At 73.5% G+C, this 13,608-nt stretch carries 14 protein-coding genes; 4 read left to right on the forward strand and 10 right to left on the reverse strand.

The window, feature by feature from the left end; genetic code table 11:
- Positions 1-145: 145 nt before the first annotated feature.
- Complete coding sequence (locus ACZ4A5_RS00965; protein ID WP_467576715.1) at positions 146-1,495, reverse strand: class II 3-deoxy-7-phosphoheptulonate synthase; 1,350 nt, start codon at positions 1,493-1,495, stop codon at positions 146-148.
- Between the two features lie 190 nt (positions 1,496-1,685).
- Here ACZ4A5_RS00965 and ACZ4A5_RS00970 point away from each other — a divergent pair, with 190 nt between their 5' ends.
- On the forward strand, positions 1,686-1,742 hold the full coding sequence (locus tag ACZ4A5_RS00970) for a trp operon leader peptide (protein WP_467577242.1): 57 nt from the start codon (positions 1,686-1,688) through the stop codon (positions 1,740-1,742).
- Positions 1,743-1,837: 95 nt separating this feature from the next.
- Complete coding sequence (locus ACZ4A5_RS00975; protein WP_467576717.1) at positions 1,838-3,766, forward strand: anthranilate synthase family protein; 1,929 nt, start codon at positions 1,838-1,840, stop codon at positions 3,764-3,766.
- A gap of 297 nt (positions 3,767-4,063) precedes the next feature.
- Here ACZ4A5_RS00975 and ACZ4A5_RS00980 read toward each other — a convergent pair whose 3' ends face one another.
- From ACZ4A5_RS00980 to ACZ4A5_RS00995, 4 genes are read right to left on the reverse strand one after another with little or no spacing between them, the layout of a single operon-like run.
- Complete coding sequence (locus ACZ4A5_RS00980; RefSeq protein WP_467576720.1) at positions 4,064-5,095, reverse strand: 6-phosphofructokinase; 1,032 nt, start codon at positions 5,093-5,095, stop codon at positions 4,064-4,066.
- Between the two features lie 43 nt (positions 5,096-5,138).
- Entirely contained in the window at positions 5,139-5,810 is a 672-nt protein-coding gene (locus tag ACZ4A5_RS00985) for a response regulator (protein WP_467576723.1), read from the reverse strand.
- Complete coding sequence (gene macS, locus ACZ4A5_RS00990; protein WP_467576726.1) at positions 5,807-7,030, reverse strand: MacS family sensor histidine kinase; 1,224 nt, start codon at positions 7,028-7,030, stop codon at positions 5,807-5,809. Before macS ends, ACZ4A5_RS00985 begins: the two co-directional genes overlap by 4 nt.
- Positions 7,031-7,056: 26 nt before the next feature.
- Positions 7,057-7,818, reverse strand: coding sequence for a lysophospholipid acyltransferase family protein (locus ACZ4A5_RS00995; RefSeq protein WP_467576729.1), 762 nt, complete (start codon positions 7,816-7,818; stop codon positions 7,057-7,059).
- Between the two features lie 113 nt (positions 7,819-7,931).
- Between ACZ4A5_RS00995 and ACZ4A5_RS01000 the strand changes: the two genes are divergently transcribed.
- Entirely contained in the window at positions 7,932-8,711 is a 780-nt protein-coding gene (locus tag ACZ4A5_RS01000; protein WP_467576732.1) for an alpha/beta hydrolase, read from the forward strand.
- Positions 8,704-9,282, forward strand: coding sequence for a hypothetical protein (locus ACZ4A5_RS01005; RefSeq protein WP_467576734.1), 579 nt, complete (start codon positions 8,704-8,706; stop codon positions 9,280-9,282). Before ACZ4A5_RS01000 ends, ACZ4A5_RS01005 begins: the two co-directional genes overlap by 8 nt.
- A gap of 69 nt (positions 9,283-9,351) precedes the next feature.
- Here ACZ4A5_RS01005 and ACZ4A5_RS01010 read toward each other — a convergent pair whose 3' ends face one another.
- The 5 genes from ACZ4A5_RS01010 to ACZ4A5_RS01030 form a co-directional block, all read right to left on the reverse strand.
- Entirely contained in the window at positions 9,352-10,104 is a 753-nt protein-coding gene (locus ACZ4A5_RS01010) for an endonuclease/exonuclease/phosphatase family protein (RefSeq protein ID WP_467576736.1), read from the reverse strand.
- A 96-nt stretch (positions 10,105-10,200) separates the two neighbouring features.
- The gene (locus ACZ4A5_RS01015; protein ID WP_467576739.1) at positions 10,201-11,142 is read right to left on the reverse strand and encodes an ROK family glucokinase; all 942 of its coding nucleotides are present in this window, start codon (positions 11,140-11,142) and stop codon (positions 10,201-10,203) included.
- Positions 11,143-11,199: 57 nt separating this feature from the next.
- Positions 11,200-11,658, reverse strand: coding sequence for a DUF5304 domain-containing protein (locus tag ACZ4A5_RS01020; protein ID WP_398867278.1), 459 nt, complete (start codon positions 11,656-11,658; stop codon positions 11,200-11,202).
- A 56-nt stretch (positions 11,659-11,714) separates the two neighbouring features.
- A complete protein-coding gene (locus ACZ4A5_RS01025; protein ID WP_467576742.1) occupies positions 11,715-13,043 on the reverse strand; it encodes an ArsA family ATPase in 1,329 nt (442 codons plus the stop codon).
- Positions 13,044-13,115: 72 nt separating this feature from the next.
- Entirely contained in the window at positions 13,116-13,568 is a 453-nt protein-coding gene (locus ACZ4A5_RS01030; RefSeq protein WP_398867280.1) for an SRPBCC family protein, read from the reverse strand.
- Positions 13,569-13,608: the final 40 nt, after the last annotated feature.

Genomic DNA, 13,608 nt, shown 5'->3' on the forward strand with positions numbered 1-13,608 from the left:
GAAAAGAGAGACGTACATGCGGCTCCCCCACTCGGGGGGTCACAAAAGAGCGACCCCCCCCCTCCCCCCCCCCCGGGGGAAGAACACAAACCCCGGGGCCCCCCCCCCCCCCCCCCCCCCCCCCCACGTCGTTCATCCGGGATTCCTACTGGTCGCGGTACATCTCCGCGACCAGGAACGCCAGGTCCAGCGACTGGCTGCGGTTGAGCCGCGGGTCACAGGCCGTCTCGTAGCGCTGGTGCAGGTCGTCGACGAAGATCTCGTCGCCGCCGCCCACGCACTCGGTGACATCGTCACCGGTCAGCTCGACGTGGATGCCGCCCGGGTGGGTGCCGAGGCCCTTGTGGACCTCGAAGAAGCCCTTGACCTCGTCCAGCACGTCGTCGAAGCGGCGGGTCTTGTGGCCCGAGGCCGCCTCGAAGGTGTTGCCGTGCATCGGGTCGCAGATCCACGCCACCTGGGCGCCGGACGCCGTGACCTTCTCGACCAGGGTCGGGAGCTTGTCCCGCACCTTGTCGGCACCCATGCGGGTGATGAAGGTGAGCCGGCCGGGCTCGCGCTCCGGGTCGAGCCGCTCGATCAGCGTCAGCGCGTCCTCGGGCGTGGTCGTCGGGCCGAGCTTCACCCCGATCGGGTTACGGATCTTCGACGCGAACTCGATGTGCGCGCCGTCCAGCTGGCGGGTGCGCTCACCGATCCAGACCATATGGCCCGAGACGTCGTAGAGGTCGCCGGTCCGCGAGTCGACGCGGGTCAGCGCCGATTCGTAGTCGAGGACGAGCGCCTCGTGGGAGGCGTAGAACTCGACGGTCTTGAACTCCTCCGGGTCCACCCCGCAGGCGTTCATGAAGTTCATCGCCCGGTCGATCTCGCGGGCGAGGGCCTCGTAGCGCTGCCCGGACGGGGAGGACTTCACGAAGTCCTGGTTCCAGGCGTGCACCTGGCGCAGGTCCGCGTAGCCACCGGTGGTGAAGGCGCGGACCAGGTTCAGCGTGGACGCCGACGCCTGGTACATCCGCTTCAGCCGCTGCGGGTCCGGCGTGCGGGCCTCGGGGGTGAAGGCGAAGCCGTTGACGGAGTCACCGCGGTAGGTCGGCAGGGTCACGCCGTCGCGGGTCTCGGTCGGCTTCGAGCGCGGCTTGCTGTACTGACCGGCGATCCGGCCCACCTTCACGACGGGCACGGAACCCGCGTAGGTCAGCACGGCGCCCATCTGGAGCAGCGTCTTGAGCTTGTTGCGGATCTGGTCGGCGCCGACGGCGTCGAACGCCTCGGCGCAGTCGCCGCCCTGGAGCAGGAACGCCTCACCACGGGCGACGGCTCCCAGGCGCTGGCGCAGCTGGTCGCACTCGCCGGCGAAAACCAAGGGCGGATAGGACTCGAGCTCGGCGATCACATCGCGCAGAGCCTCTTGGTCCGGCCACTCAGGCTGCTGCGCCGCGGGAAGGGAGCGCCAGGTGTTGCCACCGGCGTGGGTTTCAGCGTTCACGGTCACGCTCCAACCCTACGGGGTCGGCGAGTGCGGTCCATCCGTCGGACCGCACTGTGAGACGGGTCATGAGCGGTGGAGCTGCCGGAAGACCGTCTTCCCCGGCGCACCGCACCGGCCCGCGCCCCGGTGCGCGCTTCCCCGCCGCCCGCGGGATCTGCCGCCACCCCCGGCCCCGTCCGGTAGGGTGCGCAGCATGTACGCACCGACCAACCAGAACTGGTGGTGGACCGCTCAACCGGCGGCCCACTGATCGCGCGTACACCGAAGACGCACCGCGAAGGCCGCCCGGAGGGGCGGCCTTCCGTGTTTCCGGGGCCGTTCCTCTCCTCACCGGAAGGAACCCTGATGACCGGCGACACCCACGCCCTCCTCGCTCGGCTGACCGAACCCGCCTGCCCGCCCTTCGCCCTGCTGCGCCGCCGCACCCCCGGCCGGCCGGACGACGTCGTCGAGCTGCTGACCGGCGCCGTGGAGGAGGTCGAGCGGCTGGCCGGCATCCCCCTGCCGGACGGGCCGCCCGACGGCGGCGGCCCTGCCCTGGACGCGCTCGCGCTCATCCCCTTCCGGCAGATCCGCGAGCGCGGCTTCGACGTCCGCGACGACGGCACCCCGCTGGCGGTGCTGCGGCCGCGGGAGGCGCACGAGCTGCCCCTGGCCGAGGTCCTGGCCGCGCTGCCCGCGCACGAGGTGCGGGTGGAGGGCGGGGCGTTCGACGTGGGGGACGAGGAGTACGCGCGGATCGTCCGGCGCGTGATCGAGGACGAGATCGGGTCCGGCGAGGGCGCCAACTTCGTCATCCGGCGGACCTTCGAGGGCGAGATCCACGGCTTCACCGCGGCTGACGCCCTGGCGCTGTTCCGGCGGCTGCTGGCGGGCGAGCGCGGCGCGTACTGGACGTACGTCGTGCACACCGGCGACCGCACGCTGATCGGCGCGAGCCCGGAGGTGCATGTGCGGATGGCCGGGAACACCGTCGTGATGAACCCGATCAGCGGCACCTACCGCTATCCCGCCGGGGGCCCGGACCGGGCCGGGCTGCTGGCCTTCCTGCACGACCGCAAGGAGGTGGAGGAGCTGTCCATGGTCGTGGACGAGGAGCTGAAGATGATGTGCACGGTGGGCGACATGGGCGGGGTCGTCGTCGGCCCGCGCCTGAAGGAGATGGCCCACCTCGCGCACACCGAGTACGAGCTGCGGGGGCGCTCCTCGCTGGACGTGCGGGAGGTGCTGCGGGAGACGATGTTCGCGGCGACCGTGACCGGGTCGCCGGTGCAGAACGCGTGCCGCGTCATCGAGCGGTACGAGCCGGCGGGGCCGGGCGGCAGCGGGCGCGGCTACTACGCGGGCGCGCTCGCCCTCATCGGGCGGGACGCGGGCGGCGGCCGGACGCTCGACTCGCCCATTCTGATCCGCACCGCCGACATCGACCGGCGCGGGCGGCTGCGGCTCGCCGTCGGGGCCACGCTGGTGCGCCACTCCGACCCCTGCGGCGAGGTCGCCGAGACGCACGCGAAGGCGGCGGGCGTGCTGGCCGCGCTCGGTGTGCGGACCGCGCGCGGCGGCGGGGCGGCTCCGGCCGCGCGGCTCGCGGACGACCCCGAGGTACGGGCCGCGCTCGACGCGCGCCGCGAGGACCTGGCCCCCTTCTGGCTGCGGATGCAGAGCCCGACGTCGACGGCGCGGCTCAGCGGGCACGCGCTCGTCGTCGACGGCGAGGACACCTTCACGGCGATGCTGGCGCATCTGCTGCGGACGTCGGGGCTGACGGTCACCGTGCGGCGCTACGACGAACCCGGGCTGCGGGAGGCCGCCCTGGCACACGAGGGCCCGGTGGTCCTGGGCCCCGGCCCCGGCGACCCCTCCGACACGGCCGACCCCAAGATGCGGCTGCTGCGCGGCCTCACGGCGGAACTGCTGCGCGGGCACCCGCACGGCCTGCTCGGGGTGTGCCTCGGGCACGAGCTGATCGCGGCGGAGCTGGGCCTGGAGATCGTCCGCAAGGGCGTGCCGTACCAGGGGGCGCAGGAGCGGATCGACTTCTTCGGGCGGGCGGAGACGGTGGGGTTCTACAACACGTTCACCGCGCGGTGCTCCGATGCGGCCGAGGGGGAGCTGGCTATGCACCGGGTGGAGGTCAGCCGTGATGCTGTGACGGGGGATGTGCATGCTTTGCGTGGGCCCGGATTCGCGGGTGTGCAGTTCCATCCGGAGTCGATCCTGACGCTGTCGGGGGCGACGCTGGTGGCTGAGCTGCTCGCGAGGGTGCTGGTCTGATTTTTTCCCCAGCCCCGCCCCTTCCCGGCTGCGTCCGATGTGCGGCTCCGCCGCGTGGGGGGAGACCCCGGACCCCCAGCGCCCTGCGGGCGCGTCCTCAATCTCCCCCAGCTACCGCTGGGAGGTGCCCCCACGGGCTGAATATCAGCCCGTCCGGCGATTGAGGACAACGCGCGAAGCGTGTTGCGGGGTCTGGGGCGCAGCCCCAGTTTCGGGAAGGGGCGGGGCTGGGGAAAAGCCCGCCGCAGGCGCCCACCCGCACCCGGGAGCCTGCGGCACGCCCAAAAAAACCCGCCGTCAGCCGAAGAACGTGCGTGCCTCCTCGTACAGAGCCGGCGGCACCGTCTTCAAGCGGGCGGTCGCGTCAGCGAGCGGCACACGGACGATGTCCGTGCCCCGCAGCGCCACCATCCGCCCGAAGTCCCCGTCCCGCACAGCGGCGATCGCGTGCAGACCGAACCGCGTGGCCAGCCACCGGTCGAACGCGCTCGGCGTCCCCCCGCGCTGCACATGCCCCAGCACGATCGTGCGGGCCTCCTTGCCCGTGCGGCGCTCGATCTCCTCGGCCAGCCACTCGCCCACCCCGGACAGCCGGACGTGGCCGAAGGAGTCGTGCGCGGCGGCGCCCTTCAGGACGAGGTCGCCGTCCTTGGGCATGGCGCCCTCCGCGACGACCACGATCGGGGCGTAGCTGGCGCGGAAGCGGGAGGTGACCCAGCCGCAGACCTCCTCGAGGCCGAAGCGCTGCTCGGGGATGAGGATGACGTTGGCGCCCCCGGCGAGGCCGGAGTGGAGGGCGATCCAGCCGGCGTGCCGGCCCATGACCTCGACGACGAGGACCCGCATATGGGACTCGGCGGTGGTGTGCAGCCGGTCGACGGCCTCGGTGGCGATGTTGACGGCGGTGTCGAAGCCGAAGGTGTAGTCCGTGGCGGAGAGGTCGTTGTCGATGGTCTTGGGTACGCCGACGCACCGGACGCCGTGTTCCTCGTGGAGCCGGGCGGCGACGCCGAGGGTGTCCTCGCCGCCGATGGCGATGAGGGCGTCGACCTCGTCCTTGGCGAGGTTCTCGAGGATCCGGCCGACGCCCTCCGGTTCCTTGAAGGGGTTGGTGCGCGAGGAGCCGAGCACCGTGCCGCCCCTCGGCAGGATGCCGCGTACGGCGGGCACGCCGAGCGGCACGGTCTTCCCCTGGATCAGCCCCCGCCAGCCGTCGCGGAAGCCGATGAACTCGTGACCGTAGTCCTGGACGCCCTTGCGGACGGCGGCGCGGATGACCGCGTTGAGCCCGGGGCAGTCACCGCCGCCGGTCAGCATTCCGACCCGCATGACAATCTCCCTTCAGCCGGGGACACCGCCCGGCCGGGAGCGGTCAGGCGCCGTCGAGACCTCGCTCTATCGCGTAGCGCACGAGCTCCACGCGGTTGTGCAACTGGAGTTTGCCCAAGGTGTTCTGAACATGGTTCTGCACCGTCCGGTGCGAAATAACCAGCCGTTCGGCGATTTGCTTGTACGAGAGGCCCTTGGCGACGAGCCGCAGCACCTCGGTCTCGCGGTCGGTCAGCCGGGGCGCGTGCCGCTCGTCGGGGGCGGCGGGGGCCGGGTCGGCGGCCAGCCTGCGGTACTCCCCGAGGACCAGTCCGGCCAGGCCGGGGGTGAAGACCGGGTCGCCCTCGGCGGTCCGGCGGACGGCGTCCAGCAGTTCCTCGGTGCTGGCCGACTTCAGGAGATAGCCGGTGGCGCCGGACTTCACGGCCTCCAGGACGTCCTGGTGCTCGCCGCTCGCGGAGAGCACCAGGACGCGCAGCGCGGGGTTCTCGCCGACCAGTTCCTTGCACACGGCGACGCCGGGCAGGCCGGGCAGGTTGAGGTCCAGGACCAGCACGTCGGGTGCGGCGGCCCGGGCCCGGCGCACCGCCTGGGGACCGTCACCGGCCGTCGCCACCACGTCGAACCCGGCGGCGGCCAGGTCGCGGGCGACGGCGTCGCGCCACATGGGGTGGTCGTCGACCACCATGACCCTCACGGTCTGCTCATCACTCATTTCCCGGCCTCGCTCCCCCGTGGAACTCTCAATTCGACTTCTGTGCCCTGGCCGGGCACGGACAGCAGCTCGGCGCTGCCGCCCAGGTCCCGCAGCCTGCCGCGGATCGACAGGGCGACGCCCATCCGCCCCTCCCGTTCGGCCGCCGCGAGCCGGCCCTCGGCGATGCCGGGCCCGTCGTCCCGCACGGTGACGATCACGGCGTCCGGCTCGTCCTCCAGCAGGATCCAGGCCCGCGCGCCGTCCCCGGCGTGCTTGCGGACATTGTCCAGTGCGGCGCCGACGGCCGCCGCCAGTTCCGCCGCCGCGGCCGCCTCCAGCAGGACGGGCGTGCCGGGCCCGGCGTAGGAGACGGCGGCGCCCGCGTGCGGTGCGAGCAGCGCGCCCACGTCGCAGGGCCCGTCCGGGGGCCGCGGCGGGGTGCCCACGGAGCGTACGAGCTCCGCGTCCTCGGCGAGCTGTGCCGGCGTGCCCTGCGGGGGCAGCAGGTCCCCGGCGACGAGGGTGCGCAGGGCGATCTCCTGCTCGCCCGCCATCCGGCCGAGCTCGGCGGCCTCGCCGCCCAGCGCGGCGCCGCGGCGCTGCACCATGGCGAGGACCTGGAGGACGCTGTCGTGGATGTCGCGGGCGAGCCGTTCGCGCTCGCGGGTGGCCGCCTCGATCTGGAGGGCGCGGGCGAGCGTGCGCTCACTGGCCCGGGCGACCTCCACGATGTAGCCGATGGCGACGCTGGAGACCCAGACCAGCAGCACGTTGTGGACGGTGTCGCGGGCGAGCCCGCCGCGCTCGGCGAGGTTGGCGGCGGCCACCAGGGTGGAGCCGACGATCGCCCAGCGCCAGCCGCCCTTGATGGCACAGCCCAGTACGGCGCCGCCCGCCCAGATGGACGGCAGGGTGGCCGCTCCGCCGTCGATGCGCTCGGCGGAGTCGACGACGGAGGTGAGCAGGATCCCGGCCAGCGCGATGGCCAGGTCGGCGACGAGGAACCGCTTGGTGCAGCGCTCGGGCGAGGTGACCCGGTTCCAGGTCAGCAGCATCCAGAGCGTCAGTGCGCCCATGTAGAGCGCGGCCCCGGTCGGATGGGCGTACTCGCGGCAGTTCAGGAAGAACAGCGCGAGGGCGTAGCCCAGCGTCAGGATGCGGTAGCCGGTCAGCGCGCGCCACAGCGGCAGCTCCACCGACATCCGTACGACGCGCGGCCTGGTGCTGCGCGGTGTCATCGACCCAACCCCCCGGTCCGGGCGTGCTACGCCTCGGGCCGCTTGTCCGCCTTGTCGAGTCCGGCGGCCCTGGCCGCCTTCTCCTCCTCGGCCTTGCGCTTCGCCTCGTCCGCGATCTGCCGCTTGGCGGCGGTCGCGTAGATGTCGACGTACTCCTGGCCGGACAGCTCCATGATCTTGTACATGACCTCGTCGGTCACCGAGCGGAGGATGAAGCGGTCGCCGTCCATGCCCTGGTAGCGGCTGAAGTCCAGCGGTTCGCCGATCCGGATGCCCGGCCTGATCATCTTCGGCAGGACCTTGCCCGGGGGCTGCACCTTCTCGGTGTCGATCATGGCGACGGGGATCACGGGGGCGCCGGACAGCAGCGCCACCCGGGCCAGGCCGCCGGGCTTGCCGCGGTAGAGGCGGCCGTCCGGGGAGCGGGTGCCCTCCGGATAGATGCCGAACAGCTCACCGCGCTCCAGCACCTCCAGGCCGCTCTTGATCGCCGCTTCACCGGCGCCGCGTCCGCCCGAACGGTCGACGGGCAGCTGGCCCACGCCCTTGAAGAAGGCGGCCGTCAGCTTTCCCTTGACACCCGGGGAGGTGAAGTATTCCTGCTTCGCGATAAAGGTGATCTTGCGGTCGAGCACCGCGGGGAGGAAGAAGGAATCCGAGAACGACAGGTGGTTGCTCGCCAGGATGGCGGGCCCTTCGGCCGGGATGTTCTCCAAGCCCTCCACCCACGGCCGGAAGGCAAGCTTCAGCGACCCGCCGATGGACAGCTTCATAGCGCCGTAGAACAACCGAGAACCTCCTGTAGTGACGAGGAGACCTTAACCTGCCTACCCGCCGTGCGGCGCTCCGCGTACGCTGAGGGCCAGACCCCTTTTTCCCGTTCCACCGATCGGAGATTCCGGTGCCGCTCCTCCCCGGCGCCGAGCCGTTCCGCCACGACGGCGGAGAGGTCGGCGTCCTCGTGTGCCACGGCTTCACCGGTTCCCCGCAGTCCGTACGGCCCTGGGCCGGGCATCTCGCGGAGCGCGGACTGACCGTCTCGCTGCCGCTGCTGCCCGGGCACGGCACCCGCTGGCAGGACATGCAGCTCACCGGCTGGCAGGACTGGTACGCGGAGGTCGACCGGGCGCTGGGCGAGCTGCGGGAGCGCTGCTCGGAGGTCTTCGTCTGCGGCCTGTCCATGGGCGGGGCGCTGGCCCTGCGGCTGGCGGCCCGGCACGGTGACGCGGTCAAGGGCGTCGTCGTGGTCAACCCGGCCAACAAGGTGCACGGCCTCGGCGCGAAGGCGCTGCCGGTGGTGCGCCATCTGATCCCCTCGCGCAGGGGCATCGCCAGCGACATCGCCAAGCCGGGCAGCGAGGAGCTCGGCTACGACCGGGTGCCCCTGCACGCGGCGCACTCCTTCCGCCGGTTCCTGCGGATGCTGGACGGTGAACTGCCGCAGGTTACCCAGCCGTTGCTGCTGATGCACAGCCCCGAGGACCATGTGGTGCCGCCCGTGGACTCGGCGCGCATCCTGGCCCGGGTCTCCTCGCGTGATGTCACCGAGCGGCTGCTGGAGCGCAGCTATCACGTGGCGACCCTGGACCACGACGCCGAGCTGATCTTCGAGGAGACGTTCGCGTTCATCAGCCGGCTCTCCGCGGGCGTCGGCGAAGCCGGGGCGGCCTCCCGTGGCTGAGCGCGACGCGGACCGCGACCGCGACGAGAGCCGCGACCCCCTGGACGAGGACGCCGCGTGGGCGGAGCTCGTCGCCGCGTACGGCGAGCAGCCGGACCCCGAGGCGGGCCGCTGGCCCGCCTCCAGTGATGTCACCGACCCCCAGCCCGGCCCGGCCGAGGGCAAGGAGGCGCCCGGCTCCGGTCCCGAGAAGGCCGCCGAGGCGCCGCCGGAGAACCCGGACCGGCCGGTGGGCAGCTTCGTCGTCTACGCCCCCGGGGTCGGCCCCCGCGACTGGGACACCCCGGCCGCGTCGGGCGACGACGGCCTCGACGAGCCGGACGAGGGCCACTTCGTGCCCCCGGAGCCGCCGCCGCTCCCCACCGGCGACGTCACCGCCCGCTTCGCGTGGATCGCGGTGCTGGGCGGGCCGCTGCTCCTGCTGCTGATGGTGCTCTTCCGGCAGGAGCTGACGTGGTGGGTCACCACGCTCGGCGTCGGCGGCTTCCTGGGCGGCTTCGCCACGCTGGTGCTGCGCATGAAGGACTCCGACGAGGAGGACGACGACCCGGGCCGCGGCGCGGTCGTCTGACGGACGCCCGTTTCTGACGGACGCCCGTCCGCGAGCGCGGTCGTCCGGCGGGCGCCCGGCCCCGCGCCGCTAGGAGACGGCCGGGATCCTGAGCGCGGCCAGCACCGGCAGGTGGTCCGTGGCCGCCCGGAGGTCCCGCTCGGCCACTCCCGGCAGCCCCATGGGCACGCCGCACCCCAGCACCTCGACGCCCTCCGTGGCGAGGACCGCGTCGATGCGCTGGAGCGGGTCGCCGAGCCGGGTCGTGTGCTCGCGGCCCCACGGCTTCGTGGCCCAGCCGTCCTGGAGCGCGCCGGCGAGGAGGCCGAACGTCCGGCCGTCGGGGCGGTCGTTGAGGTCCCCGGCGGCGACCGCGTGCGGGACGCCCAGCCCGGCCAGCGTGTCGAGCAGCAGCTTCCCCTGCCCGTACCGCTCCTCGTCCTTGATGCTCAAGTGGCAGCTGAGAACGCCGAGCCGGGCCCGGCCGAAGCGCAGCACGGCGGTCGCGAAGCCGCGTTGGTGCAGTCCCGGCGTCCGCGGCAGCAGGATGTCCTCCGTGCGCTCCACGGTGGCCCGCAGCGAGGACAGGATCATGGGCCCGGAGGCGGTGGCCCCGCCGGTGACGTACACGAGGCCGGAGGTGCGGGCCAGCCGGGCCGCGGCCTTGCGCCAGCGGAAGAAGCGCGGCGCCTCCTGGACGCAGACGACGTCGGGGGCGCAGGCCCGGATGACCCGGGCCAGCGCCCCCACGTCGTCACGCATGGACCGGACGTTGTAACTGAGCACGCGGACGACGGCCGAGCCGTCGGACTCCGTGTGCGACGGGGGCAGATCCGCGAGCATCTTCACTCCTCGGTGCTACGACGTCCGCGCCGCGGCGGTCGTGCCGCGGCGCCCGTGCTACGACGTCCGGAAGGAGGGCCCCGGCGGGCCCTTGTGTCAGCCCTGGCGGGCCAGGTCCGCCGCGCCCACGAGACCGGCCTTGCCGCCCAGTTGGGCGGCCAGCACCTGCGCGTGCGGGCGCCACTGGCCGCCGACCAGCCAGCGGCGGAAGGACTTGCGGATGGGGTCGAGGACGAGGTCGCCCTCGTCGGAGACGCCACCGCCGACGATGAACGCCGAGGGGTCGAAGAGCGAGGCGAGGTCGGCGAGGCCCGCGCCGGCCCAACGGGCCAGCTCCCGGAAGGAGTCGACGGCCACGGCGTCGCCCTGGCGGGCGGCGTCGCTGATGTGCTTGCCCTGGATGCCCTCGGGGGTGCCGTCGCCGAGGCCGAGGAGGATCTCGGCGTTCTCCGGGGTGGCCTGGGCGCGCTGGCGGGCGTAGCGCACGAGGGCGCGCCCGGAGGCGTACTGTTCCCAGCAGCCCTGGCTGCCGCAGCCGCACAGCAGGCCGTCCGGCACGACCCGGATGTGGCCGAACTCGGCGGCCACGCCGAAGCGGCCGCGGCGCAGCTTGTTGCCGATGATGATGCCGCCGCCGAGGCCGGTGCCCAGCGTGATGCAGATGACGTCGTCGTGGCCCTGGCCGGCGCCGAAGCGGTATTCGCCCCAGGCCGCGGCGTTGGCGTCGTTCTCCACGACGACCGGGAGGCCGACGCGCTGCTCGACCTTGTCCTTCAGCGCCTCGTGGCGCCAGTTGATGTTCGGGGCGAAGAGGACCGTGGCCCGCTTGTCGTCCACATAGCCCGCGGCGCCGATGCCGACCGCCTCGACCTCGTGGTCGGCGCTGACCGTGCGTACCGCGTCCGCGATGGCGTCGATGACGCCCTCCGGGGTCGACGGGGTCGGCACCTTGCACGTCGCGAGGATGTTGCCCTCCTCGTCGACCACGCCGGCCGCGATCTTCGTGCCGCCGATGTCGACGCCGATGGTGAGTCCCATGTGTCCCTCAGTTATTCGCTCGAACCCCGCCGCGACCCACCGTACCGGAGCCCCAGGTCAGTCGAGGTCGATGCGCTCGGCACCGCCCGCTCCGGCATCGCCCCGGCCGGGGCCGCCGGGCCGCTCGGCGGGCTTCGCCGCGCCCTCGCCGCGCGTCCAGCGGGACTCCTGGCCCTGGACGGCCGCGCGGTAGGCGGCGAGGAGCTCGGAGCCGGCGGAGGCGAGGTGGTCGAAGACATCGGGGTTGCGCTCGATGACCGGCTCGACGGCGGCCTTCGCCTGGGCGATGACCTGCTGCACGACCTCCTGCGCGGCCATGCCCGCCAGCGGCAGCTGGAGGGCGGAGACCTTCTCGGTCACGGCGTCGACGAGCTTGCGCAGCTCCTCGGCGGCGGTGCCGGGCTGCTCGTTTCGACGGCGGGCCCGCTCCGCGGCGAGATCCTCGGCGCACGCCTGCTCCCAGGCATCGGGATCGGCGGCCGCGCCGGGTGCGGGGCGCTCGGTGGGATCGCTCATGGCGGACTCCTGCGACGGGGGTTTCCTTCGACGTTACCTGAACGGTGGAACGGCGTTCACGGAGTCCGCGGCCACAGGGCGGGGTCGGGGGTGAAGCGCACGCACAGCGCGCCGTCGCGCAGGCCGGCCCCGGAGACGGTGCAGCGGCGCAGCGCCGACGGCAGCGGCAGGACGCGGCGGAACGGGCCGACGCCGACGATGAGTTCGTCGCCCCTGCGTATGAGGTCCAGGGCGTCGCGGTCGGCGCCGGGCAGCGGCAGCCGCCAGAGCAGGACGCCGTCGCCGGCCAGCCGGTCCTCCACGGTCCAGGCGTCGGGCTCGGAGCCGGTGGCGGGCCAGCCGTCGAGCTCGTCGGCCAGGCCCTCGCCCTCGATGATCCCGACGGTGCCGCCCCCGCCGCCGATGGTCGTCGAGGCGGCGGCGTCGACGAGCGCGCCGAGGTCCTCGTGGCCACGGGGGTCACGGCCGAGGTGCGGCAGTTCACACAGGGTGATGCCGTCGACGAGGTACTCCTCGTAGAGCGCCTTGAGGGCGGTCTGCTGCTCCGTGACGAGCCCGGCCAGCCAGGAGTCACCGCCGTCGCCGGCGGGGAGCACGCGGTTGGCGACGAGGGCGTCGACGCGGCAGCCCTGGAGGGCGAGTCCGGCGCGGGCGAGGCGCAGGGCCCGGGCGGCGAGCGGCCCGGGTTCGGCGACGAGGCGCACGGTCGTGCCGCCCGCCTCGACGACGTCCTGGACGGCGGCGAGTTCGGCCTCCCAGCGCTCCGCGGCCTCGTACAGCCGCTGCGCGGGCATCGGCACCCCGGCCAGCTGGGCGAGCATCGGCCGCAGCGCGCGGGCCGCCTGCCGCTCGGCGGGCAGCAGCCGCCGCAGATAGCGGCGCAGTTGCTCGGGCAGGGCGAGGAGGCGCACGGTCTCGTGGACGGCGGGCATGTCGACGACGAGCAGGTCCCACGCGGCGGCGGCGTGGGCGGCGCGCAGGGCCGCGAGGACGGCGAGCGGCTCGGCGCCGGGGAGTTCGGTGAGCTCCTCGGGGTCGAGCGGGGTGGCGCCGAGGAGGTCGAAGAGGGAGGCGCCGCGCTCCTGGAGGTCGCGGGCGCGGTCCTGGAAGTGCTCGCCGGTGGCGACGCGGGCGGCCCACAGGCCGGGGGCCGCCTCGACGGGCTCCGCCCAGGGCGCACCGGCCGTGCCGTCCGCGGGCGGCTGGGGGCACCCAGCGGTGGCCGGGGCAGGCAGGGCGGTGCCGAGCACGGCGTCGGGCGCGGGGCCGCGGTCGGTGGTGAGCAGCAGGACGCGACGGCCCCGCCTCGCGGCGGTGAGCGCCGTGGCCGCGGCCGCGGTGGTGCGGCCCGCGCCGCCGGTGCCGGTGACGAGGACCGTGCGCAAGGGTTTCTCCTGGGTCGTGGGTACGGCGCCGTGCGGTCCGGGGGCCGCGGCCCCCGGACTCCGACAGGGACCTCAGGAGGTGGCCGCGCCGCTCTCCACCCGCTGCTTGAGACCGTCGAGCGCCCGGTCGATGATGACCTTCTCCGCCTTGCGCTTGATCATGCCGAGCATGGGGATCTTGACGTCGACGGTGAGCTGGTACGTCACCTTGGTGTGGCTGCCGCCGGCCTCGGGCTCCAGGCTGTACGAGCCGTCGAGCTGCCGCAGCATCTGGGACTTGACCAGGGACCAGCTCACGACGTTCTCCGCGGGCCAGGTGTAGGCCAGCGTGTGGTCGTCCTTGATCGCGCCCGCGTCGAGGACGAGGCGCACCTGCGCGGCGCGGCCCTGCTCGTCCTTGGCGAGCACCTCCGCCTGCTTGACCTCCCCGGTCCACTCCGCGTAGCGGTCGAAGTCTGCGATCACCGCCATGACCTCGGCCGGGGTCGCCTCGATCGTGATGCTCGAGCTGGTGTGTTCCGCCATCTCCGTGGCTCCTCCGTACCGGTCCGCCGCCTCGTGTGTC

The sequence above is a fragment of the Streptomyces sp. NPDC025618 genome (assembly GCF_055558795.1).